This window comes from Colwellia sp. MB3u-8, from assembly GCF_014076985.1.
In the GTDB taxonomy this organism is placed as follows: Bacteria; Pseudomonadota; Gammaproteobacteria; order Enterobacterales; family Alteromonadaceae; genus Cognaticolwellia.
In genome coordinates, this window is sequence record NZ_JACGVA010000072.1 from 98,391 (window position 1) to 124,944 (window position 26,554).

At 39.6% G+C, this 26,554-nt stretch carries 15 protein-coding genes; all 15 read left to right on the forward strand.

The annotated features are described in order from the left end of the window. The first annotated feature begins 32 nt into the window (after positions 1–32). A complete protein-coding gene (acnD, locus tag H4J54_RS16395; RefSeq protein ID WP_182192073.1) occupies positions 33–2,675 on the forward strand; it encodes a Fe/S-dependent 2-methylisocitrate dehydratase AcnD in 2,643 nt (880 codons plus the stop codon). A 326-nt stretch (positions 2,676–3,001) separates the two neighbouring features. Then, positions 3,002–4,195 carry a 2-methylaconitate cis-trans isomerase PrpF gene (gene prpF, locus H4J54_RS16400; RefSeq protein ID WP_182192074.1) on the forward strand — a complete coding sequence of 398 codons (1,194 nt, stop codon included), beginning with the start codon at positions 3,002–3,004 and terminating at the stop codon, positions 4,193–4,195. Between the two features lie 544 nt (positions 4,196–4,739). Continuing rightward, positions 4,740–5,216 (forward strand): GAF domain-containing protein, encoded by a 477-nt coding sequence (locus H4J54_RS16405; protein WP_182137792.1) that lies wholly within the window; start codon positions 4,740–4,742, stop codon positions 5,214–5,216. Further along, positions 5,216–5,503: a hypothetical protein gene (locus H4J54_RS16410; RefSeq protein ID WP_182137793.1), complete on the forward strand. Its 288-nt coding sequence runs from the start codon at positions 5,216–5,218 to the stop codon at positions 5,501–5,503. Before H4J54_RS16405 ends, H4J54_RS16410 begins: the two co-directional genes overlap by 1 nt. Before the next feature lie 20 nt (positions 5,504–5,523). Then, positions 5,524–6,309, forward strand: a complete 786-nt coding sequence (proQ, locus tag H4J54_RS16415) for an RNA chaperone ProQ (protein WP_182192075.1) — start codon at positions 5,524–5,526, stop codon at positions 6,307–6,309. A gap of 16 nt (positions 6,310–6,325) precedes the next feature. Continuing rightward, on the forward strand, positions 6,326–8,362 hold the full coding sequence (gene prc / locus H4J54_RS16420; protein ID WP_182192076.1) for a carboxy terminal-processing peptidase: 2,037 nt from the start codon (positions 6,326–6,328) through the stop codon (positions 8,360–8,362). 237 nt (positions 8,363–8,599) lie between these two features. Then, positions 8,600–10,057 carry a Na+/H+ antiporter NhaC gene (nhaC, locus tag H4J54_RS16425; protein ID WP_182192077.1) on the forward strand — a complete coding sequence of 486 codons (1,458 nt, stop codon included), beginning with the start codon at positions 8,600–8,602 and terminating at the stop codon, positions 10,055–10,057. A 106-nt stretch (positions 10,058–10,163) separates the two neighbouring features. Beyond that, on the forward strand, positions 10,164–12,725 hold the full coding sequence (gene pepN / locus H4J54_RS16430; protein WP_404851918.1) for an aminopeptidase N: 2,562 nt from the start codon (positions 10,164–10,166) through the stop codon (positions 12,723–12,725). Between the two features lie 9 nt (positions 12,726–12,734). After that, positions 12,735–12,950, forward strand: a complete 216-nt coding sequence (locus H4J54_RS16435; protein ID WP_182192079.1) for a DUF2835 family protein — start codon at positions 12,735–12,737, stop codon at positions 12,948–12,950. A gap of 306 nt (positions 12,951–13,256) precedes the next feature. Then, positions 13,257–15,302: a DUF1302 domain-containing protein gene (locus tag H4J54_RS16440; protein ID WP_182192080.1), complete on the forward strand. Its 2,046-nt coding sequence runs from the start codon at positions 13,257–13,259 to the stop codon at positions 15,300–15,302. 21 nt (positions 15,303–15,323) lie between these two features. After that, positions 15,324–16,712 (forward strand): DUF1329 domain-containing protein, encoded by a 1,389-nt coding sequence (locus H4J54_RS16445; protein ID WP_182192081.1) that lies wholly within the window; start codon positions 15,324–15,326, stop codon positions 16,710–16,712. A 213-nt stretch (positions 16,713–16,925) separates the two neighbouring features. Next, the gene (locus H4J54_RS16450; RefSeq protein WP_259367000.1) at positions 16,926–17,930 is read left to right on the forward strand and encodes a YCF48-related protein; all 1,005 of its coding nucleotides are present in this window, start codon (positions 16,926–16,928) and stop codon (positions 17,928–17,930) included. A 5-nt stretch (positions 17,931–17,935) separates the two neighbouring features. Further along, a complete protein-coding gene (locus H4J54_RS16455; protein ID WP_182192082.1) occupies positions 17,936–20,254 on the forward strand; it encodes an RND family transporter in 2,319 nt (772 codons plus the stop codon). A 258-nt stretch (positions 20,255–20,512) separates the two neighbouring features. Beyond that, positions 20,513–25,354, forward strand: a complete 4,842-nt coding sequence (locus H4J54_RS16460) for an NAD-glutamate dehydrogenase (RefSeq protein ID WP_182192083.1) — start codon at positions 20,513–20,515, stop codon at positions 25,352–25,354. 113 nt (positions 25,355–25,467) lie between these two features. Further along, complete coding sequence (gene pyrD / locus H4J54_RS16465; protein ID WP_182192084.1) at positions 25,468–26,481, forward strand: quinone-dependent dihydroorotate dehydrogenase; 1,014 nt, start codon at positions 25,468–25,470, stop codon at positions 26,479–26,481. Positions 26,482–26,554: the final 73 nt, after the last annotated feature.

Sequence of the window (26,554 nt, forward strand, 5' to 3'; positions counted from 1 at the left end):
GTTGTACTCTTTTTTACTATGTGGAGTAAGTTATGAATTACGATTACCGCAAACCTTTGCCAGGTTATAAACACAATGGTGTAACAATAGATTTTTTCGATACACGAGCAGCGATTGAAACAATCAGCCCCGGTGCTTATAAAACACTACCTTACACTTCACGTGTGCTCGCTGAACAATTAGTTCGCCGGTGTGACCCTGCAACATTAACTGATTCTCTAAAGCAAATTATTGAAAGCAAAAAAGATTTAGACTTTCCTTGGTATCCAGCACGTGTGGTTTGTCATGACATTCTTGGTCAAACCGCTTTAGTTGATTTAGCCGGCCTTCGAGATGCCATTGCTGATCAAGGTGGTGATCCAGCTAAAGTTAACCCTGTTGTACCCACACAATTAATTGTCGACCATTCACTAGCAGTAGAAGCTGCTGGCTTTGATAGTGAAGCTTTTGAGAAAAACCGGGCAATTGAAGACCGTCGTAACGAACACCGCTTTCATTTTATCGAGTGGACCAAAACCGCTTTTAAAAATGTTGATGTTATCCCCGCGGGTAACGGCATTATGCACCAAATTAATTTAGAGAAAATGTCGCCGGTTATTCAAGCGCGTGACGGTGTCGCTTTTCCTGATACTTGTGTTGGTACTGATTCTCACACACCACACATTGATGCCTTAGGTGTTATTGCTATTGGTGTCGGTGGGTTAGAAGCTGAAACTGTTATGCTTGGTCGTCCATCTATGATGCGCTTACCCGATATTATCGGTGTAAAGCTGACCGGTAAACGTCAACCGGGCATCACAGCAACGGATATAGTATTAGCTATCACTGAATTTTTACGTAATGAAAAAGTGGTGTCTGCTTACTTAGAATTCTTTGGTGAAGGCACTAAAAGCTTAACTATTGGTGATCGAGCGACTATCTCAAACATGACCCCAGAATATGGTGCATCAGCCGCTATGTTCTACATCGATGAACAAACCATTGATTATTTGAAAATTACTGGGCGTGAACCAGAGCAAATAGCACTGGTTGAAACTTATGCCAAGCACACTGGCCTTTGGGCCGATGATTTAGTAGAGGCGCAATATCCACGGGTGATCGAATTTGATTTATCAAGCGTAGGTCGTAATTTAGCCGGTCCTTCTAACCCACATCGTCGTTTAGCGACAGCTGATTTAGCCTCAAAAAATATCGCTAAAGATCTTGCTGCTTGTAAAGTGCAAGAAGCTAACGGCCAAATGCCTGATGGCGCGGTCATTATTGCTGCTATTACCTCTTGTACAAATACCTCTAATCCGCGTAATGTTGTCGCTGCAGGCCTGATTGCTAAACGTGCAAATGAGCTAGGCTTAGTGCGTAAACCTTGGGTTAAATCTTCATTTGCGCCAGGTTCAAAAGTAGCCAAGCTTTATTTAGAAGAAGCGGGCTTATTGGTTGAAATGGAAAAACTAGGTTTTGGTATTGTAGGTTATGCCTGTACCACGTGTAACGGCATGAGTGGCGCGTTAGATCCAAAGATTCAACAAGAAGTGATTGACCGTGATTTATATGCAACCGCAGTATTATCAGGTAATCGTAACTTTGATGGCCGCATCCATCCGTATGCAAAACAAGCCTTTTTAGCGTCACCCCCCTTAGTGGTTGCTTATGCTATTGCCGGTACTATTCGTTTTGATATTGAAAAAGACATTTTAGGTCAAGATCAAAACGGTAACGACATTACGCTTAAAGACATCTGGCCAAGTGATGAAGAAATTGATGCAATTGTTGCCTCATGTGTCAAGCCTGAGCAATTCAAAAAAATCTACACACCAATGTTTGATTTAGGCGCTTTTGAGCCAGCTGAAAGTCCGTTATACGCTTGGGATGAAACCAGTACTTATATTCGTCGTCCTCCGTACTGGGATACAGAGGGACAAGGCGCACTAGCGGGTGAACGTACCATGAAAGGTATGCGTCCATTAGCGGTATTGGGTGACAACATTACCACGGATCATTTATCACCTTCAAATGCTATTCAATTGGACAGTGCTGCGGGTGCCTACTTAGATAAAATGGGCTTACCAGAAGAAGACTTTAATTCGTATGCAACTCATCGTGGTGACCATTTAACCGCACAACGTGCAACATTTGCTAACCCTAAATTATTTAACGAAATGTGTCGTGATGACAAAGGTGAAGTTAAGCAAGGCTCGCTCACCCGTATTGAGCCGGAAGGCATTGAATCTCGGATGTGGGAAGCCATTGAAACTTATATGGAACGCAAGCAGCCGCTTATTATTATTGCCGGTGCTGATTATGGTCAAGGTTCATCACGCGATTGGGCGGCCAAAGGCGTTCGTTTAGCGGGTGTTGAAGTGATTATTGCTGAAGGTTTTGAGCGTATTCACCGTACTAACTTAGTGGGTATGGGCGTGTTACCGTTAGAGTTTATTAACGGTGAAACTCGTCATACTTACCATATTGATGGTTCAGAAACTTACGATGTTGTGGGCACGCCAACGTCAGGTGGAGCTATGACGGTAGTCATGACTCGAGGCTCAGATAATGGTCAGGGCGAAGTCGTTGAGATTCCAGTAAAATGTCGTTTAGATACCGCTGAAGAAGTGTCTGTTTATGCAGCCGGTGGTGTTTTACAAAAGTTTGCCAACGATTTTTTAGAGTCTAATGGCTAAAGGCTTATTTTTGATGGTAGTGGCGTTACCTGTACTGAGCTATAAATATGGTTGGTGTACAGCTGTCTTGCGGTCAATAAAAGTAATGGTTTTAGATAGTAAACGTTAATGAAAAATATCAGCAGCAATTTAATTGCTGCTTTTTTATGTTCAGGACGAACGGTATGACGTGATCACATGGATGTGAAGGAACGTCGATGTAATCAACGAACGTTTTGACGTGGTCACATGGATGTGAAGGAGCGTCGATGCGCTAAACGAACACTAAATTGCGCACATGGAAGGTGAACAAAGTGGCTCATATTGATAAAATTTAGAGGTGTTAAATGTCTTCAGTTTCTCAAGTAAAAATCCCCGCAACCTATATGCGAGGTGGTACGTCAAAAGGTGTGTTTTTTAATCTAACTGACTTACCAGAGCGTTGCCAAATAGCGGGGCAAGCTCGTGACCATATGCTACTTCGAGTCATTGGTAGTCCAGATCCCTACGGTAAACAAACCGATGGTATGGGTGGGGCTACATCAAGTACCAGTAAAACCGTGATTTTGGCTAAAAGTGCTGTGGTAGATCACGACGTTGACTATTTATTTGGTCAAGTGGCGATAGATAAAGCGTTTGTTGATTGGAGTGGTAATTGTGGGAATTTGACCGCTGCAGTGGGCTCATTTGCCATTATGTCGGGTTTAGTTGATGCTAGCCGTATTCCTAAAAATGGTATTTGTACGGTACGTATTTGGCAAAAAAACATTAGCAAAACGATTATTGCTCGCGTGCCTATTACGCATGGGCAAGTACAAGAAACCGGTGACTTTGAACTCGATGGCGTAACCTTTCCTGCTGCAGAAGTACCGGTAGAATTTATAGCGCCTGTTGACCCTAGTGAAGCTATGTTTCCGACAGGTAATGTGGTTGATGAGCTAGCAATTCCCGCGATAGGTACTTTTAAAGCCGCTACAGTTAAAGTCACTATGATCAGTGCTGGTATTCCCACTATTTTCTTAAATGCTGAAGATATTGGCTACACAGGTACGGAATTACAAGAGGCTATTAATAATGATGAAGCGGCATTAGCACGTTTTGAAACTATTCGTGCTGCTGGCGCAATTAAAATGGGTTTGATTAATGATGTATCTGAAGCCCTTGCACGTCAACATACCCCAAAAGTGGCTTTTGTCAGTGCCGCTAAAGACTATGTAACATCAAGTGGTAAAGCGGTTTGTGCAGCGGATATAGACCTACATGTTCGTGCTTTATCTATGGGTAAGTTACATCATGCAATGATGGGCACGGCAGCCGTGGCGATTGGCGCCGCAGCAGCAATACCAGGCACTTTAGTGAATTTAGCCGCTGGCGGTGGCGAACGTGACGCTGTTGTTTTTGGTCACCCATCGGGCACCCTTAAAGTGGGCGCCCAAGCGTCAAAGGTCGATGGTATGTGGACGGTAAATAAAGCTATTATGAGCCGCAGTGCTCGGGTATTAATGGAAGGTTGGGTGCGTATTCCTGCTGATTCGTTTTAAGCTCATTACTGGCTTTGAAAAACCATAAAGGCTTTAATCAAGCACTATCAGCAATGCTTCTGATAGTGCTTTTTGTTAATGCACCATTTTTTATTATAAAAATGGTTATCTATAAAAAATTGTTTAAGGCATTGATGTGATACTAAATAGACTCATTAATGGCTTACTTTCAGATAGTCTACAGAGTAAGTTTATTTGCTCTGCGCTATTACAATAGCTCACTATTGTTCGACTCTATGCTGTTATATTGTGCTATTGGCGATGGAAAAAACGTATGGCAGCGGAGTAATATGACTTTATTGATATAAAGAGACGGTTGTTACACAGCAAATAAATAATCATCAAGGTTGGCAAAATAAAAGCTTAAAGAAAGATATCAAAAAGTGATTGGTAGACGATTTAACGATGAAAAAATGATAAATTCGCCACTAAAGTTAATATTTATCATAAAATTGCTAGATAATTGCTAATTGCTGCTGATAGCGCTTTAGTTTTCTGTGCTATCAGGGTATGTTATGCGTTTTTATTGTAGGCATCTTCATTAATGACAAAAAACACCTTTTATCGTGACTTATATAAGCAAGTTGAAGCCTTGATCAGTGATGAAACTGATGTGATTGCTAATATGGCCAACGTCAGTGCTTTGTTATTTGAACAATTAGCCGATGTTAATTGGGTTGGTTTTTACCGTTTGATCAATGACGAACTTGTCCTTGGTCCATTTCAAGGTAAAGTGGCTTGTATCCGTATCCCTTTAGGTCGTGGGGTTTGTGGAACAGCGGCAAGTAAAAATGCAGTACAACGTGTTGCTGATGTGCATGCGTTTGACGGTCATATTGCTTGTGACGCTAGCAGTAATGCTGAAATAGTATTACCTTTAAGGTTGAACGAGAAGGTGATAGCTGTGCTTGATATTGACAGCATCGCATTCAATCGTTTTGATAGTGATGATCAAGCAGGGTTAGAAAAAATAATTAGTTTGTTTGAAAATGTTATGATTAACCATGGCGTGGTAAACTAATGAAAGAATTTATTGTTATTCATGACTACCTAGTTTCAGAAGCCGTTGTTGGCGATTGGGAAGGTGATGAAGAGATAGTTGCTGAGCGTATTAACGAGATTTATCATACCGTTTATGACTTAGCAGAAGAAGATATTGCACCAGAGGTTTTAGAGCAGTTGCTTTCTTTGGTGTGGGACACGTGGATAGGGCAAGAAGCCTTAGCTGAAATCGAAAGTGAAGATATTTATGATTGGTGCCGACATTTGTTGGAAAATCGTGAACAATATCTAGCAGAGCAGAATTAAAATTTTGAAAAGTTGTATTTATGGAAACTAAAATAGAAAGTGAAGTAAAAGTGGTAGCAGACGTGGCAGTTGAAACAACAGTAGCAGACGCAGCAGTTGAAACAACACCAGTAGTAGATGCGGTGGTTGAAACAACGCCAAATGTTGATGCTGAAGTTAAGCGTATTAGCACAAAAGAAATTATTGGCTATTTGGCGGAAAAATTTCCAGCATGTTTTTCTATCGAAGGTGCTGCAAAACCATTAAAAATTGGTATTTTTCAAGATTTAGCAGAAAAGCTGATTGGTGATGAAACGGTAAGTAAAACTCGCCTACGTCAAGCACTGAGACATTACACAAGTAGCTGGCGCTATTTGAAAGCGATTAAACTAGGCTGTTTTCGAATTGATATTGACGGTAATGACTCTGCAGAGATTGATCAAGAACAAGCAGATTATGCCAGCAAAACATTAAAAGAAAGCCAAGAAAAGTTTGGTACCAAAAAGCCTAAAGACAAAGTGGCTAAAAAACCTTATAAAGGTAATGCTGCTAAGGGAACTAAGCCGGTTGCTAAAGACTCTACGGATGGTAGCCGTAAAGAAAAATTCAATACGGTGAAATCAACCAAGCGCGTAGTTGCAAAACCAACCGTTACACTTAAACCGGTTGAAACAAGTAATGTTGTTGTTGGCAAAAATATCAAAGTGCAATTGGGACAATCTTCAATGGATGCTGTTATTACAGAAGTTTCTGGCAAAGATGTTAGCGTACAATTAAACTCGGGTATGGTTGTTAAAACACAAGTTAAAAATATTTTTACAGAATAAATTTTGGAGTATGTGAATGCATAAATTTTGTTGTATAGCTCTTGCGGTATCATTGTCACTTGTCAGTATTTCAGGTTTTTCTGAGACTAAGGAAGACAATGAAAGCTTATTGATATTGGCGCCAGAAAGCCAACATGCGGCTTCTACAAAGCGAATTACGGCACAGTTTACGCGTGCACACTACAAAAAAATAAAAATTGATGACTTACTTTCAGAGCAAATTTTTGATCGTTATATTAAGCAATTAGATTACGCTCGTAACGTATTTCTGGCTACTGACGTTAAAGGCTTTGAGCAGTATCGTGATGAATTTGATACGGTTATTGCCCGTGGTAAACTTGATGTTGCCTATGAAATTTACAATCTTAATTTACAACGCCGATTAGAACGCTATCAATATGCAATAAGCCTTTTAGCAAGCGAGAAAGCTTTTGATTTCGACCTTGATGAATCCTACGACTTTGATCGTGAAGATGCTCAATGGCCTAACTCTGTTGATGAATTAGACGAGTTATGGCGTAAAAAAGTTAAATATGACGCACTAAATTTAACGTTAGCCGGTAAAGAGTGGGAAAAAATTCAAGAAGTATTAGGTAAACGTTACCGTTACGCGATTAAACGCTTAAAGCAAAGTGAAAGTGAAGATGTGTTTCAAGTTGTCATGAACAGCTTTGCCCGCGTAGTGGAACCACACACTTCATATTTATCTCCCCGTAATGCTGAACGTTTTCAAATGGAAATGAATTTATCACTGGAAGGTATTGGTGCAGTTTTACGTGCAGAAGAAGACTATACCGTTATTCAAAGTGTGGTTTCTGGTGGCCCAGCTGATAAATCTAACGAATTAAACCCTAAAGATCGTATTGTCGGTGTTGCACAAAATGATAAAGAGTTTGTCGACGTTATTGGTTGGCGTTTAGATGATGTTGTTGAGCTGATCAAAGGTCCTAAAGGCAGCAAGGTTAGGTTACAAGTTTTAGGCGCAGAATCAGAAGATGACAGCAGCATTAAAGTGGTTTCTATTGTTAGAGATACCATAAAACTTGAAGATCGCGCGGCAAAATCAGAAGTCTATTTTGAAAAAGAGGGTGATGAGAACACTAAAAAACTGGGTGTGATCACTATTCCAAGCTTTTACAACCATCTTTCTCGCGATGTTAAGCTTGAAATAGCTAAACTTAAAGAGGAGAACGTGGCCGGTATCATTGTTGACCTTCGTGGCAATGGTGGTGGTTCGTTAACAGAGGCAACTTTACTTACCGGCTTATTTATTGATAAAGGCCCGGTAGTACAAGTGCGTGATGGTGCTAACCGCGTACAAGTTAACAGTGATAAAGACGGTATTAGTTTTTATGATGGGCCATTGACTGTTATGGTCGATCGCTACAGCGCTTCAGCGTCAGAGATATTCTCAGCAGCCATTCAGGATTATGGCCGAGGCGTTATTGTGGGTGAGCACACTTTTGGCAAAGGCACTGTCCAGCAACATAGAGGTCTAGGTCGTGTCTACGATTTGTACGAAAAACCGTTTGGCAGTATTCAGTTTACGATTGCCAAGTTTTATCGTATTAATGGTGGTAGCACCCAACACCGGGGTGTATTGCCCGATATTACATTTCCATCGGCGATAGATCCAGCTGATTGGGGCGAAAGTAAAGAAGAAAACGCCTTGCCTTGGGACCAAATCCCAAAAGCGCAATATAATAAGCTTAATGATATTAGCAAAGATGTATCATATTTGACTTCATTGTACAGTTCACGTGTTGAAAAAAATCAAGAGTTTAATTATTTACTCTCTGATATTGCAGAATATAAAGCTGAAAAAGATGATAAAAATATCTCATTAAACTTGGCTAAGCGCAAAGCAAAAAGAGAGAGTCGTAAAGCTAAGCAATTAAAGCGTGCGAATGAACGACTTACTGTTATGGGTAAAGAAAACGTAGCTGACTTAGATGACTTACCAGAAGATTTAGAAGCACTAGACCCGTTTTTAGACGAAACAGCAAGAATTACCTTTGACTTAGTGTCACTGGGTAAACTCGCAAAAAAATAGCTGTTTTACTGACGCAATAATAAAAGCCACCTTAGGGTGGCTTTTTAGTGCTAGGTTGCTTCGACTGATTTTTACCTGAAATAACTGCATAATTATTCTTTAAATCCTTATAAACAAAGGGCTAGTTAGCAGCTTATTGTCAAAAATAACTTGCACTATCTGCGAACAGTCGGCATCTTACTAGCACAAATAATTTAACCACTATAATAATTAAGATAATAAGGTGTAAATTTATCTATGTCTGACCCTCAATCTTTGCGACAACCTTCTATGTTGGACTCTCTTATTCCAATCGTTGTCCTTATTTGTTTATTAATTGCCGCGGTAACTTTTTTTGGTGATAGTTCATCATCAGGACCTAACCAAATAGCCTTACTTTTAGCGACGGGCGTAGCTGCAGTGATCGGGCTAAAAAATGGTCATAAATGGCATGAGATGGAAAAATCTATTATCCATGGCATATCAATTTCTTTAGGCGCGGTGCTAATTTTATTAGCCGTAGGGTCATTAATTGGTACATGGTTGTTATCAGGTACTGTGCCTACTATGGTTTATTATGGCTTGAAAATTATAGACCCTAGTTGGTTTTATGCCGCAACCTGCCTAGTGTGCGGTGTTGTAGCTATGAGCATAGGCAGCTCTTGGACCACTGCCGCAACAGTAGGTGTTGCATTTATTGGTATTGCTGGCGGCTTTGAATTATCGCCATCGGTTACTGCTGGTGCCGTAATATCAGGCGCCTATTTTGGTGATAAATTATCGCCATTATCCGAAACGACTAATTTAGCACCTGCGGTAGCCGGTAGTGAATTATTTGCTCATATTCGCTACATGCTATGGACAACTATTCCTTCAATTACCATTGCGCTAATTTTATTTCTTATTATTGGCTTTAATCATTCTACTTCAGGGGTGGGTAACACAGATAGTATTGTGTCATTAACGAGTACCTTGGAAAATACCTATAACATATCTGCCTTGAACTTAATCCCCTTACTGTTATTATTAATAATGGCTTATAAAAAAATGCCAGCATTTCCAGCGGTTGCTATCGGTGCGGTATTAGGTGCTATTTGGGCGGTGATTTTTCAACAAGACTTGATTTCTGGCATGGCTCAAGAAGGTGTAGATTCAACTAAAGCCACTATTATGGTGGTATGGACAGCATTTTTTGACGGCGTAGTTGTCGACACAGGCAACGCGGAAATTGATCAACTATTAAGCCGTGGTGGTATGTCGGGTATGTTAAATACTATCTGGCTAGTGGTTACCGCATTAAGCTTTGGTGCAATTTTAGAACACTTAGGTATGTTGAAAAAGTTTGTTGAATCAATTTTAGCGAAGGCAAAATCAACGGGTAGCTTAATTGCCAGTACCGTAGCGACTTGTATTGGCACTAACTTGATCACAGCCGACCAATATATGGCTATTGTGATGCCGGGAAGAATGTACAAAGAAGAATATGAAAAAAGGGGCTTGGATCCAGTAGTATTAAGCCGAACATTAGAAGATTCGGGCACTATTACTTCACCATTAATACCTTGGAATACCTGTGGTGCATTTATGTTTGGCGCTATGGCATTAACATCTTATGATTATATATTTTATTGTTTCTTTAACTTAATTAACCCTATTTTAGCCGTGACATATGGTTATATGGGCTTTAAGATAAAGAGACTAGTGACAAAGAACTAAAAATTTGCAAAATTAATAAATATTCACAAAGCCTGTTTAATACAGGCTTTTTAATGTCTATTACAGGCGTTAACTTCTAACCAAGATACAATGTACTCTATTAAGGATGCGCATGAGTGATTTTACCCCACGCTATTTAGCTGACTATAGCGAAGCAAACTTTTCTATTTCTACCGTTGAGTTAACCTTTAAACTTGATGAATATAAAACTCGCGTTACCAATCGCATGCAGATGACTCGAAAGGTGGCAGATAATCAACCCTTGATACTTGATGGCGAACACTTAACTTTATTATCAGTTTTGATTGATGATGAGCCGCTCTCAAGTGATGATTATCGCGTTAGTGATACCAGTTTAACCCTTGCTATCGATCGCAACGAATTTACGTTAGAAATCGTTACTGAAATTAATCCTATTGAAAATACCGCACTTGAAGGCTTGTTTAAGTCAGGCGAGGCCTACTGTACTCAGTGTGAAGCGGAAGGTTTTAGGCGCATTAGCTATTACCTCGACCGTCCTGATATCATGGCAACGTTTACCACCAAAGTTATTGCCAACAAAGCGCAGTTTCCTTATTTGTTATCCAATGGTAATAAGATCGCTGCAGGTGACTTAGCCAGTGGTCAGCATTTTGTGCAATGGCACGACCCCTTTCCTAAACCCTGTTATTTATTTGCCCTAGTTGCCGGTGATTTTGATGTTTTAAAAGATACCTATAACACGAGTTCTGGTCGTGACGTTGCCTTGGAAATATTTGTTGATAAGGGCAATATTCATAAGGCGCATCATGCTATGGCGTCGCTAAAACATGCGATGAACTGGGATGAAAAAACCTTTGGGCTTGAATATGATCTTGATATTTACATGATAGTAGCGGTTGATTTTTTCAATATGGGCGCGATGGAAAACAAAGGTCTGAATGTCTTTAACAGTAAATTCGTTTTAGCTGATGAAGCTAGCGCGACCGATGTTGATTACTTTAATGTTGAGGCGGTTATTGCCCATGAATATTTTCATAACTGGACCGGTAACCGTGTGACTTGCCGAGATTGGTTTCAACTGAGTTTAAAAGAAGGGCTGACAGTATTTAGAGATCAGCAATTTAGTGCTGATATGCACTCAGCTTCAGTTAACCGTATTCAAAATGTGCGGGTGTTACGTTCGCTGCAATTTGCCGAAGATGCTGGCCCAATGGCCCATCCGATTCGACCAGAAAAAGTTATTGAAATGAATAACTTTTACACCTTAACGGTTTACGAAAAAGGTGCTGAAGTTATTCGTATGATTCATACCTTGCTTGGCGTGGATAAATTCAGAAAAGGTTTAGATTTATACTTTCAACGCTTTGATGGTATGGCGGTGACATGTGATGACTTTATCAGTGCCATGGCAGATGCATCGGGTGTTGATCTTAGCCAATTTAAGCGCTGGTACACCCAAGCAGGAACGCCTGTATTACAGATTAGCGAAAGCTTTGACGAAGGCTTGTCTGAATATTACTTAACCATAGCGCAAAATAATGGCGAAAATCCAGCCTTACATATTCCTGTTGGTATTGAATTAATGGCTAATGATGGTCAGCCAAATCAGTCGAAGTTACTACAATTAACCCAGCAAAAGCAAACATGGACTTTTAAAGCTTTTAGCCAAAAACCTGTGTTGGCTATATTAACGGGGTTTTCTGCACCGGTTAAAAGCCAATTTTCACAATCTGATCAAGACTTACAATGTATTATGACCCGTGCTAACGATGATTTTTGTCGCTGGGATGCAGGGCAAAAACTCTTAACAACCTATATCACTCAGCTGATGCTGCAACCGACTTTGAGTTTACCTAAACATTTATACCAAGCCTTTAAGACCATATTAACCGCCGATATTTCAGCCGCCTTCAAAGCTGAGCAATTAACATTACCGAGCTTTAGTGAATTAGTTGACAATATTGCAGAAGTTGACCCTATCGCTCTGCTTGACGCCATTGATAGTGTTAAGCATGTTTTAGCAAAAGAACTAGCACCGTTTTTTTTACAGCAGTATCAGCAAAATATACAAGCTGATTATGCAAGTGACGGCACTGCCATAGGTAAACGGGCATTAAAAAATATTTGCCTATCTTACTTGAGTACGCTGAGTAGCCAAGAAGCGTTATTAACCAAGCAGTTTCAGCAGTCAAACAATATGACCGACACTTTAGCTGTGCTTAACTGTGCGGCAAAAAATCGCCATGAAAACTTTGCTAATATGATGTTAGATTTTGAGCATAAATGGTCTGACACAGCATTGGTCATGGATAAATGGTTTGCGATACAAGCAAGTGTTAATGAGGAGGCTATCTATGAAAATTTAGCGGCACTTGTTGCACATCCATTATTTAGCTTAAAGAATCCAAATAGAGTTCGTGCCCTTATTGGTGCTTTTACGGCTAACAATCCTCGTTATTTTCATTGTGTTAGTGGCCAAGGTTATCAGTTTTTAATTGAACAATTAATTCTGCTTAACGATATTAATCCACAAGTAGCGTCGCGATTAATTACGCCGCTTATTCAATTTAAGTCGTTTGATCAGTACAGACAAACCATGATAAAAACCAAGCTCGAACAATTTGCTAAGCAAGTAAATCTTTCAAAAGATTTAAAGGAAAAACTTGATGCTGCGTTGGCGCATTAGCAATAAAGCATGAAGTACTATTTTAGCTTGAATATAACGAGCCAAGAATACTTACCTTATTATCAAGGGCGAATTAAATCCATTATTGTCATGACGGAGCAGAGAGTAAAGGTTGAATTTCCGGCGATGCATTTACGCGTTTATTTAACTGGAAATGGCATTAAAGGGCGATTTTGCTTAGAAACATTTAACAATAAGTTTTTATCATTAGATAAAATCTCATGATTAGAGTTTTTGCTTTAAACAGTGGTCTGACCATTTAAAATAACTGTCGCGAATGGCAGCTTCTATGTCGGCGGTTATTTCTGTTCACTATTTGAGGATTGAAGCTTATTAAGATTAGGTGTTTAAAACAAGTGTTTTAAACACCTCTTTGTTCTCATCAGATGACTTGATTCAAGTCTTGAATATAAAGGGCTTTAACAAAGACTTTAGCACTTGCCACTGGGTCAAAATGATGTAATTATTGTTTTATACCATGTACGTAGCATATAAAAATAAAATGCAAAATCACATCTGGGGAGATAGGAAATGAAACAGAACCTTCGCAACGGTTTTTACAAAAAGCCACTGGCTTTGAGTATAGCTGCCGCTTTGATAACATTAGCTAATGTTAATGTTCAAGCAAAAAACTTTGAGTTAGGAAACTTCGACATTAGTTTTGATTCTACATTTTCAGCTGGTACAAGCTGGCGTGTAGAAGATCGTAATTGGAATGACAACGTTGGTAAATCTAATAATGTTAATAATGGCTTTGATTTTAGCCAATATCATCCAATACTAAATGCTAATCCTAGTGCCGCTACTGTATGGGATGGTGCTGGAAGTTATTCGACCAATGGCGATAACGCTAATTTAAACTTTAATTCTGGCGAAAGCTTTTCAAAATTAATCAAAGGGACACATGAGCTTGGTGTGCGTTATGAAAACTTAGGTTTTTTTGGTCGCGCTATGTATTTTTATGATTTTGAAATGGTGGACGGCGAAAGAGCTTGGACAAATCCGAGTTCTGGTAAGGTTAATGACCCATGTCGTGATAATGAAGCTAAAGACCAAGTATGTCGTGATGTTCGCATGTTGGATGCTTTTGTTTATGGTGATTTTGAACTCGGTGCAATGCCGTTTTCTGTCCGTGTTGGTCAACAGGTGATTAGTTGGGGCGAAAGTACCTTAATCTCTCACGGTATTAGTGAACTTAACCCCGTAGATATTGCCCGCTTAAAAGCACCTGGCGCAGAGTTAAAAGAAGCCTTTATTCCTTTTGGCGCTGTATGGGGATCGTTAGGGGTTACCGAAACTTTCAACGTTGAAATGTTTTATCAATATAGCTGGGAAAAAACTGTTTTACCTGCACCAGGAAGTTATTTTTCAACTAATGATTTTGCCGGTGATGGTGGCCAGTATAATAATGTGCAATTAAACTTTGCTAGTAATCCAGATATGGATCTTGACTCGTTAATTAACAATTTAAATGGCTTAAGAGCGCAAATATTAAATGGCAATGTCGCCATTGCTGATGCCGGTGCTGCTTATGTCGGTGGTTTCCCAACAAAATTAACCTTGCGTGAAGACGGCGCTGAAAACGAGCCAGAAGATGGCGGTCAATACGGTTTGCGCCTTTCTTGGTATTTACCTGAGTTAAATGATACAGAAGTTAGCTTGTATCACATGAATTATCATAGCAGACGTCCAGTATTTTCAGGTATTACCGCTGACTTTAGCGGCGCAGCTTTAGCTCATGATGTTGGTATGTTAGTGTCGACTGAAATCACACAAGATAACTATACGGATTTACAGGCTTTTTCTCGTGTTGAGCTGGATTATATTGAAGATATAAAACTTTATGCTTTAAGCTTTAATACCGCTATTGGCACAACATCGGTTGCCGGTGAAGTGACCTTCCGTCAAGATGAACCATTGCAAATAGATGACGTTGAATTGTTATTTGCGGCTATGCCACAACAATTAGCGAATGATTTAGGGCGTGATGAGCTTGATGGTATTTCGCAAATGCCTGTTTTCGCCGGTGGCACACGTGCTAATGGCTATATTTTATCTGATACCATACAAGCACAAATGACTTTAACCCATCTATGGGGACCAACACTTGGTGCCAGTCAATTTGTAACCTTGCTTGAAGTCGGTGGTATTGATATTCGTGACATGCCAGATCAAGATGTTTTACGTCTAAATGGCCCAGGCACTGGCCGAAATGGTGGTGTTGCAGGTAAAGAAGGTTTAGAACTAGCGCTACAAGACGGCGTTGAAACCAACCCATTCCCAAGTGCTTTTGCATGGGGTTATCGCTTTGTCGGTAAGTTGGATTATACCAACGTATTTGCTGGCATTAACGTTTCACCAAAAGTTGTCTTTTCACATGATGTGAACGGTATTACACCGGATCCCTTATTCTTGTTTGTTGAAGATAGAAAGTCTGTGTCATTAGGTTTAGGTTTCGATTACCAAAGCCGTTGGTCTGCTGATTTTAGTTACAACAGCTTTTTTGGTGGTGTAGGCACTACGAATCAATTAGAAGATCGCGATTATGTATCTTTTAACATCAAGTATTCAATTTAAGGCTGTATGAGGATTACTTTCATGAGAAATATTTTTAAAAATACCTTTAAAAAGGTAACGCTAGTATCAATAGCGGTAACCGTAGCATTAGCATCAACCAGCGCTACTGCAAAAATTAGCGAGCAAGAGGCAGCTAAGTTACAAAAAGAATTAACGCCCTTTGGTGCTGTTCGCGCAGCCAACGCAGATGGTTCTATTCCAGCATGGACAGGTGGTATTAAATCAGCACCTGCGGGCTATAAAGTGGGTGATCATCATCTAGACCCATTTGCTGATGATAAGGCAATGTATACCATTACAGCCAAGAACCTTGCGCAATATAAAAATTTATTAACGCCAGGCCAAATTAAGTTGTTTGAAACTTATCCTGATACTTACAAGATGAGTGTTTATCAATCTCGTCGTTCAGCATCGTATCCTGAGCATGTTTATCAGGCGAATTTGGAAAATGCCACTAGAACTGAATTAGTTGAAGGCGGAAATGGTATTATTCAAGCAGCAATTGGTATCCCATTCCCAGTGCCAAGTGATGGTTTAGAAGCCATTTGGAATCATATTTTACGCTATCGTGGTGAAAAATTGACGCGTGAAGGTGGTCAAGCAGCGCCAACGGCGTCAGGCGATTATACCTACATGGGATTTGATGATCAGTTACTTATACCCTATGGCGTTAAGGGTGTTAAAGCTGAAGAGCTTCGAAAAACCAATATTTTATTTAAGTTTAAACAAAAAGTGACTGAGCCAGCACGTTTAGCCGGTACGGCTTTATTGGTTCATGAAACCATGGATCAAATAAAAACACCTCGCCAAGCTTGGACTTATAATACGGGCCAACGTCGTGTTCGTCGGGCACCTAATGTTGCTTATGACGCACCAGGTACAGCGTCAGATGGTTTAAGAACAACAGATGACTTTGACATGTTTAACGGCGCACCGAATCGCTATAATTGGACATTAAAAGGCAAGCAAGAGTTGTTAATTCCTTATAATGATTATCGTTTGCATAGTGATGATGTAAAATATGATCAAATTTTACAGCCAGGTCATATTAATCCTGAATTGGTACGTTACGAGAAACATCGCGTTTGGGTGGTCGAGGCGAACTTAAAATCAGATACACGTCATACTTATAAAAAACGCGTGTTTTATATCGATGAAGATAGCTGGCAAATAGCGGTTACTGATATTTATGATAACCGTGATGAACTATATCGAGTAGGTGTTGCTCATGGTATTAATTACTATGAAGTACCAACGCAATGGTCAACTTTAGAAGTGTTTCATGATCTACAATCTCGTCGTTATATTGCGATGGGTTTAGATAACGAAGCCAGTATGTATGACTTTTCAGCCGATTTAAATGATGTAGACTTTACGTCTTCAGCATTACGTCGTGAAGGTCGCAGGTAAGTAACAACCTTAATAAAACGGCTGGCGAGTGCTAGCCGTTTTTTTTAAACTTTCAAGTAGTTATTTAATTTTTATTCCGCTGTTTATTAGCTAAGCTAATGACGGTGAATATCTAGGTATCAATGGGCATTGCTAAAGCCCATTTTCTCCTTAACATATCTAATTTGAGGCTGATGGCCTCTACAGTCCAAATGAATGGAGCTAATATAGTTAATGATGCGTCTTCTCCTTATTTTACTCAGTTTTCTTACGATCCCTATTATTAATGCGCAAACACTCGACTCGGTAATTGCTCCACTGGCGAGTAAATCGCTCTTGCTTGATATTACGGTCATTAATCAATCAAAATTAGTGGTTGTTGGTGAGCGTGGTCACATTTTACTTTCAACAGATGGTGTGCAATGGCAGCAAGCACAAGTGCCTGTACAAGTCACATTAACCGCGGTTTATTTTACCGATGAAGACAATGGCTGGGCGGTCGGTCATGACGCGACTATATTATCGTCAAAAGATGCTGGCCTTTCTTGGCAAATACAACAGCATCTACCACAAGTAGAAAAACCCTTGTTGGATGTGTTTTTTTTAGATAAAGATAACGGTATTGCTATTGGCTCCTATGGTTTGTTTTATCGTACAAATGACGGTGGCGAGCATTGGGCTATAGAGCATCATAATGAATTGCTTTACCCAGAAGACCAAACGTATTTAGCCGAATTAAAAGTGCAAGATGAAGAAGCGTATTTAGATGTGCAAAGCAGTATACTGCCGCATTTTAATCGCGTTGTTGCCGATGGTCGTACGTTATATTTAGCGGGTGAAATGGGCCTAATTGCAAAAAGTAATGATTTTGGCGTGAGTTGGGAAAAACTTGATGAGATATATCCAGGCTCATTTTACGATATAAACCGCACACAGGAAGGCAACTTACTGGTTGTGGGTTTACGAGGTCATATCTTTCGTAGTTTACGTAACGGTACGCCATGGCAAGCCATTGATAGCGAGGTTACCGGCTTGTTAAGTGCTATTGTGCTTAGTGACGATCAACGGATTTTTATCTTGGGTAATAACGGCATATTATTAGAAAGTCGTGATGATGGTGCTACATTTACCAAACATCTTCAAAAAGATGGTAAAGCACTTATAGCGGGGGTTTGGTATGAAAATAAAATTATCGCCGTCTCTGATGTTGGCATCAAAACCATTAACCTAACTAAGTAACTGTCATGAAATTTAACTCTATTATTAATGTTGTCGAAGCAACACTTTTTCGTCGTCGATTAGCCGTACTGGTATTTTTTGCTCTGACCAGTATATTTTTGTTGTTTCAAGCAACACAAATTAAACTTGATGCGGCCTTTACCAAGCATATCCCCCTTAACCACACTTATATGAAAACCTATCTCGAGCATAGGGAGAATTTTGGTGGTGCAAATAACGTATTAATTTCAGTCTGTGATAGCAGTGGGGATATTTTTAATCCTGAGTTTTTTACCGCCTTAAAGGGCGTACATGACCAGCTATTTTTTATACCGGGTGTTGACAGAATTCAGGTAAAATCTTTATTTTCACCTAGTACACGATTTGTTGAAATTGTTGAAGATGGTTTTGCCGGTGGGCCAGTAATACCGGCCAGCTTTCAATCAGATGCCGCGGGTTTAGCTATTGTAAAAGGTAACATAGAAAAAGCCGGTATTGTTGGTAGTATTGTTGCTGATGATTACAGTTGCTCTATGGTGAAAGCCTCATTAATGGAAATTGATCCAAATACCGGTGAGAAGTTAGATAGCATTGTACTTGCTGGACAATTGGAAGATGAAATTCGGGGTAAGTTTGAAAAAGACAATATCTCAATTCATATTATTGGCTTTACTAAAATGGTGGGTGATGTTGCACAAGGAGCAAAAGGGGTTGTAACCTTTTTTGCTATTGCCATCGCTATCACAACCTTAATGGTATTTTGGTTTTGTCGCTCAATTGCTTTAACTATTTTACCTATTTCATGTTCATTGATTGCTGTTGTATGGCAACTAGGTATGTTATCAACACTTGGCTTTGGTTTAGATCCTATGTCGATATTGGTACCCTTTTTAGTCTTTGCTATTGGGGTTAGTCATGGTGTGCAAATGATTAACTCGGTCTCCAAAATGGTCAACAGTGGAAAAACCAGTAAAGAAGCGGCACAACTGAGTTTCCGGATATTGTTAGTGCCAGGTGGTATCGCACTGTTGTCAGATACTGTTGGCTTTATGACACTGTTATCTATTGATATTGGTATTATTCGCGAGCTTGCCATTACCGCCTCACTGGGTGTCGCGATGATTATTTTAACTAATTTGGTCTTGTTGCCGCTGTTAGTTTCTTACATGCATGTGCCAAAAAGTAAAGAAAATCATCAAGGTAAAGAGGGGTCTGCGACCGACGGTATATGGCACTTTATGTCGTTATTTGCGACACGTAAGGTCGCGTTGATTATACTAGCTTGTACGGCTGTGCTCTATATTGTGGGTTACCAAAAGGCCCAAGATATGAAGATAGGGGAGTTACATGCAGGAGCACCCTCACTTCATGAAGAGTCACGTTATAACCAAGATACCTTTTTAATTACCGATAAATATGCCATTAGTGTCGATTATATGTCAGTGATTGTCGAAACGACGCCAGACGCTTGTACTTACTATGATCACATGAACACTATTGATAGATTTCAGTGGCGCATGGAAAACATTCCAGGTGTGCAGTCAGCGGTAAGTTTAGCGTCCATCGCAAAAATTGTGAACGCGGGCTATAACGAAGGTAATCCGAAATGGCGTGTGCTATCTCGTAATACACAAACCTTGGTGCAATCAATTGCACGCGTGCCATCCTCTAGTGGTTTACTCAATAGCGATTGTAGCGCCATGCCGGTCATTTTGTTTTTAACAGATCATAAAGCCGAAACAATTAATCGTGTGGTTGATGCGGCAAAACTTGCTGCTAGTGAATTAGATAATGATAACTTATCGTTTAAACTTGCCTCTGGTCCTGTTGGAGTCATGGCAGCGACTAATGAAGCGGTAGAAGCTGCCCAGATCCCTATGATGCTTTATGTTTACGGTGCGGTGATTATTTTATGTTTGCTAAGCTTTAGAAGTTTAAGAGCAACAATCGCTGTCGTTGTGCCACTTTACGTGGTATCAACGCTTGCACAATGGCTGATGACAGCACTTGATATTGGCCTAACGGTATCAACGTTACCGGTTATCGCCTTAGGTGTAGGTATTGGCGTTGATTACGGTATTTATATTCTATCTACTATGAGTGCTAAGCTTCGTAATGGAGCTACGGTTCAAAGTGCTTATTTTGATGCGCTTAAAGAGCGAGGTAGTGCCGTACTTATCACTGGAGTGACTTTAGCCATAGGTGTTTCAACCTGGTTTTTCTCTGATTTAAAATTTCAAGTTGATATGGGAATACTATTAACCTTTATGTTTTTAGTTAATATGATTGCTGCCGTACTGGTATTACCAGCTATAGCGGCATTTTTATGGCCACAACGAAAATAAATGCTAATTAATTTAAAAAATAATTATGCATAAATAAACAAGAAAATGACCGAAAGGTCATTTTCTATTTATAACTAATGAATAAATAGAAAATGTTAGTATCATCGGCAGATAAATGTACAGTTTTTAAAGTAATGCATCTAAAATAGTTCTCGTATTTCCCTATGTTTATTAATAAGATCGCTGTTACAATCTGTAGTCTAAGACAGACTAAATATTGTAATTTTTTTAAGCGTTTTATCCAAAAAGGGAAAAGGCATGACGTTAGTAGACGGTTTACCTTCAGTGATACTTTCGAACGTAGCACAGTTAATACAAAAAAAAGTTCCATCAGCAACAGCTCCCCTTGTAAATCAATTTTCTGAGCTGCTTTATAAAAACATTTCAATGTTAGATTTAGATCAGAGAAATGACAGTGACATGTACGGTGCCACGCTAAGTCTGTGGAATACGCTGAACGATTCTCAAGATGATAAGCCAGTGATTAAAGTCTTTAATCCACAGGTGTCAAAAAATGGGTGGAAATCTAGCCATACCATTATCGAAATAATTGTCCGTGATATGCCATTTTTAGTGGATTCTGTGCGTATTGCCTTAAGTCGATTAAACCTAACACCACATTTAATGCTAAATTCGCCAATAAAAATTATTCGCGGTAAAAGTAAAAATATCACTAAGCTTTCTTCTTCTGTCGACCAGTCGTTCAAGTCTACGTCGGTTGAAACAGTATTTTTTATCGAAATAGATCGTCAAATTGACGCTAAAGTATTAGAAAATATAGCCAAAGAACTACACTCAGTGGTCAGTGATATTGCTGTAACAGTGAACGATTGGCAACCTATGCAAGCACGTCTGCGTAGTGTTATTGAGGAAGTTAAACAGGCGGTTTTACCTTGCTCTAAAGAAGAGCACAGTGATAGCGTGAGCCTTTTAGAATGGATGTTAGCGGACAACTTTACCTTATTAGGTTATCGCGCTTACCAAGTGAAGACATTAGAAGGCGACATAGCGCTAACGGCTGATATTAACACGAGTTTAGGCTTAATGAACCAGTATGGCGGCAGCAAAGAGCGCCTGATGTCTGACCTGAGCGAATCAGCCCGAGAAATAGCGTTAGGCAATAACTTACTTGTTTTAACAAAAACCAATGCTAAGTCGCGCGTACATCGTCCCGCTCATCTTGATTATATTGGTGTAAAACGTTTTGACAATAAAGGCAATGTTATTGGTGAAGAGCGCTTTGTTGGTTTATTTGGTTCGGCTTATTATACCAATAGCGCTTTAGATTTACCGTTAATTAAATCTAAAGTTTTGGCTACTTGTAACGATTCCGGTTTTGCTAAAGGCACCCATGCTTATAAAGCCTTAATCAACATACTTGAAACTTACCCAAGAGATGAGATTTTACAAAGTTCACCTGCTGAATTATTGAAAAATGTCATAGGTATATTCCAAATGCAAGAGCGTGATTATTCAGGCTTGTTTATGCGCCGTGATGCCTTCAACCGCTTTTACTCTTGTATGGTTTATGTACCACGCGAGCGTTACAACACGGCGTTACGTGTTAATACTCAAAAATTGCTACAAGAAGCATTAGGTAGTAATGAAGAAGTAGAATTCACCACTTACTTCTCAGAGTCAGCACAAGCTCGTACGCACTATATCGTTAGAGTTAACTCGACAAAAGCAGACATTAATGTGAAAGAAATTGAAAAGAATTTAAACCATGCTGCACGCAGTTGGGATGATAACTTAGCTGATTCATTAAACTCGCATAAAGGCGAAGCTAAAGGCAAAGCGTTAAGTAGAAAATATATTAGCTTCCCACAAGCCTATAAAGATGAAGTTTTACCGGGCACAGCGATTGTCGATATTGAAAAATTTGAAGCTTTATCTGCTGACAACAAACTTGAAATGTTGTTTTATCAACCACAAGAAGAAGACGCTAACAGCCGCTCTGTAAAATTAAAGTTATTCCATTCGGGTGAACCATTACATTTATCCGATGTTCTGCCTATGTTAGAAAACTTTGGTTTACGTGTTATCGGCGAAAGTCCGTATGCCGTAAAATCGGAAAACGGAGAAGTCTATTGGATTTTAGACTTCTCAATGTTACTGACTGGCAAAGGTAAGTTCAACTTAGAGATTGTTCAGAGCTTATTCCAAGACGCTTTTGCAAAAGTGTGGTCAGGGCAGTTAGAAGACGACGGATTTAACCGTTTAATCTTAGGCGCTGAATTAGGCGGTCGTGAAGTATCGATTATCCGTGCCTATGCTAAATATGAGCGTCAAATTGGTGGTACCTTTAGCCAAAATTATACTGAAAATACTTTTGCACGTTATCCGAGTATTGCCAAGTTATTAATTAGACTGTTTAATTTACGCTTTTCACCGGCTAAAAAATTAAATGAGAAATTGATAGAGAAGGTGCACACTAGCATCGAGTCTTCTCTAGACAGTGTTGCTAGCTTAGATGATGACCGTATTATTCGCCGCTTTGTTGAGATGATTAATGCCACTATTCGTACTAACTATTTTCAGCCACATCCTGTTACGGGTGAGAAGTCTTATATTTCATTTAAGATTTTACCCGCGCTAATTACCGACGTACCTTTGCCTTTACCTAAATTTGAAATATTTGTTTACTCTCCGCAAGTAGAAGGTGTGCACTTACGCGGCGGTAAAGTGGCTCGAGGTGGTTTACGTTGGTCTGACCGTCGCGAAGATTTCCGCACTGAAGTACTAGGTTTGGTGAAAGCCCAACAAGTTAAAAATACCGTTATTGTCCCTGTGGGTGCAAAAGGTGGTTTTGTTTGTAAGCAACTGCCGAACGGTAACAGAAATGAAATTTTTGAAGCGGGTAAAGAGTGCTATCGTACCTTTATTCGTGGTTTACTTGATATTACCGACAATATTATTAACGGTGAAATAGTCCCGCCATTAAATGTTGTGCGTCACGATGAAGATGACCCTTATTTAGTCGTTGCCGCTGATAAAGGTACAGCTACATTTTCGGATATTGCCAATAGTATTTCTGATGAATTTAATTTTTGGTTAGGCGACGCGTTTGCCTCAGGTGGCAGTGTTGGCTACGACCATAAAGGCATGGGAATAACCGCTAAAGGTGCATGGGAATCAGTAAAACGTCACTTTCGAGAAATGGATGTTGATTGTCAAACGACTGATTTTACCGTCGTTGGTATTGGCGATATGGCTGGTGATGTTTTTGGTAATGGCATGTTATTATCAAAGCACATCCGTCTACAAGTCGCATTTAACCACTTACATATCTTTATTGACCCAACGCCAGATGCAGCGACTACTTACGTTGAGCGTGAGCGTTTATTTAATCTTCCAGGTTGTTCATGGGAAGATTTTGATATGTCACTTGTTTCGGAAGGAGGGGGATTATTCAATCGCTCTGCTAAGTCAATAAAGTTGACACCGCAAATTAAGAAAATGATTGGTACGCAAAAGCAAACCATGGCACCTAATGACTTAATTCAAGCTTTATTAAAAATGAAGGTTGATTTGTTATGGAATGGCGGCATTGGTACTTACGTTAAAGGCTCAAAAGAATCTCACTTAGAAGTGGGTGACCGTGCTAACGACTCATTACGTATTAATGGCCGAGACCTAGAAGCGAAAGTGGTAGGTGAAGGTGGTAATTTAGGCTTAACGCACTTAGGTCGAATTGAATTTGCCGCTAAAGGCGGTCGTATTAATGCTGATTTTGTTGATAATGCTGGTGGCGTTGATTGCTCAGATAACGAAGTTAACATCAAAATATTACTCAATGGTTTAGTTCAAAATGGTGATTTAACGGTTAAGCAGCGTAATAAAATTCTTGCTGATATGACCGAAGAAGTGGGTGATATTGTGATAGATGATTGCTATCGTCAAACTCACTCTTTGTCAATCACAGAGTTACGTGGTGTTAAGCAGCTCAAAGAACAAGCACAATTTATTACTGAATTAGAGCGTTCGGGTAAATTAGTTAGAGCGTTAGAATTTATTCCAAGTGATGAAGAAATTGCCGAGCGTTTATCTTTAGGTAAAGGGTTAACACGCCCTGAGCTTTCTGTTTTACTTGCCTATAGTAAAATGGTACTAAAAGAAGAGCTGGTTTGTCCTGAAATTAGCGACAACGAATTTCACCAAAGCTTGCTCATTAAAGCCTTTCCAAAACAGCTGCAAGATAATTACAGTGCGCAAATGCAAGATCATCCCCTACGAGCTGAAATTATAGCGACTAAGTTAGCCAATAATATTGGTAACGATATGGGCTTTAATTTTGTTCACCGTATGAAAGAAGAAACTGGGGCAACAACGTCTGAAATTGCTAATTGCTATAGTATGGCGAGTGCGGTGTTTGAGTTATCAGACATTTGGACGCAGATCAGTGATTTAGATAATAAAATTTCTACCTCTATCCAAACAGAAATGCTATTTCAGTTACGCAGAACAGTACGCCGTGCTACACGTTGGTTCCTTCGCCATCGTACTAAGTCAATGAACATCGCTCAATCAATTGAATTTTATCATGCCACCTTTGCTAAACTTTCAAGTAATATTACTAGTTATATGATTGAAGATGAAGCAGCGCAAATTAAGCGCGTGGAAAATGATTTAATTCAAGCAGGAGCGCCTGAGCCTGTGGCATTAAGAATTTCATTACTGAGCACCTTGTTCTCGGTAATGGATATTGCAGAAATTGCAAAATCTGAAGCCGTGCCAACAGAATTAGCGACCGGTCTTTATTTTAAACTGGGTGCGAGATTAGACTTACATTGGTTCTTAGACCAAATTACCACGCAACCGGTATCGAACCACTGGCAAGCGCTGGCAAGGTCGTCATTTAGAGAAGAACTTGATTGGCAACAACGTTCATTAACTTCGGTGATATTAAGTGGTAATAAAAACTCGACCGATATTGATGCCATGTTGGATAAATGGTTTCTAGATAATGCTCAACCACTTGAGCGCTGGCAGCATATTTTGGCTAACTTTAGAGTTGGGCAAACTCATGAGTTTGCCAAGTTCTCAGTTGCTTTGCGAGAATTAATGTTGTTAAGTTTGAACTGCGACCCCGTGAAATAAGTGTTAAGATCCCCGCCATGAGCGGGGATTTTTTTGTCATCAAGTTTATGTTTAGCGATTGATGTTAGTTTCTCGCATGGCAATTTAGTATTATATATCATTAAAGAGGTATTATGTTTTACTCAGCTATTCGTAAAGTGTTTTTTAAATTCGATGCAGAAGCAATTCACGAATTAACGATTAAAGGCTTTAAAGCAACAGGGGCTTCACCGCTTAATTTACTTTATAAGCAAACCATAGCCAATAAACCGGTGGAGGTTATGGGCATTAAGTTTCCTAATCCAGTCGGTTTAGCTGCAGGATTAGATAAAAATGGTGAATGCATTAAAGCCTTTGAAGCTTTAGGTTTTGGCTTTGTTGAAGTGGGGACAGTAACGCCACGACCTCAACCCGGTAATGACAAGCCACGAATTTTCAGATTACCAGAAGCAAACGCTATTATTAACCGCATGGGTTTTAATAATAAAGGTGTTGATTATCTCGTTGACCAAGTAATCAAAGCTAAGTACCGCGGTGTTTTGGGTATTAATATTGGTAAAAATAAAGATACGCCAGATGAAAATGCTAAAGATGATTATATTCACTGTATGCGTAAAGTTTATGACTATGCTACTTACATTGCGGTTAATATATCATCACCCAATACCCCAGGTTTACGCTCGCTACAATATGGCGATGCACTTAATGAACTATTATCGGCATTAAAAACTGAACAAACTGCGTTAGCAGAGCAATATGGTAAGTACGTGCCTGTTGCGGTAAAAATAGCGCCAGATTTAAATGCCGAGGAAATAAAGTCTATTGCCGAGTGCTTAATTGCCAACAATATTGATGGCGTAATTGCCACAAATACCACCTTAGCACGTGATAAAGTGTCACATTTACCCTTTGGTAATGAACAGGGCGGATTAAGTGGCGCACCGGTAAAAGAAAAAAGTACTGAAGTCATTCAATTACTAGCAAAAGCACTTGATAACAAGCTGCCTATTATTGGTGTCGGCGGTATAGCGTCGGGTGCAGACGCTCAAGAAAAATTTTCGGCAGGGGCAAAGTTAGTCCAAGTGTATACTGGCTTTATTTATCAAGGGCCAGAATTAATAAAAGAAATCGTGCAAACCCTTAAGTAAAGTTGCTCAGCCTTACGCGATCAAGTTTATTGCAACAGCAAAAAATATAAAAAGGTTATCAACTGATTTCAGT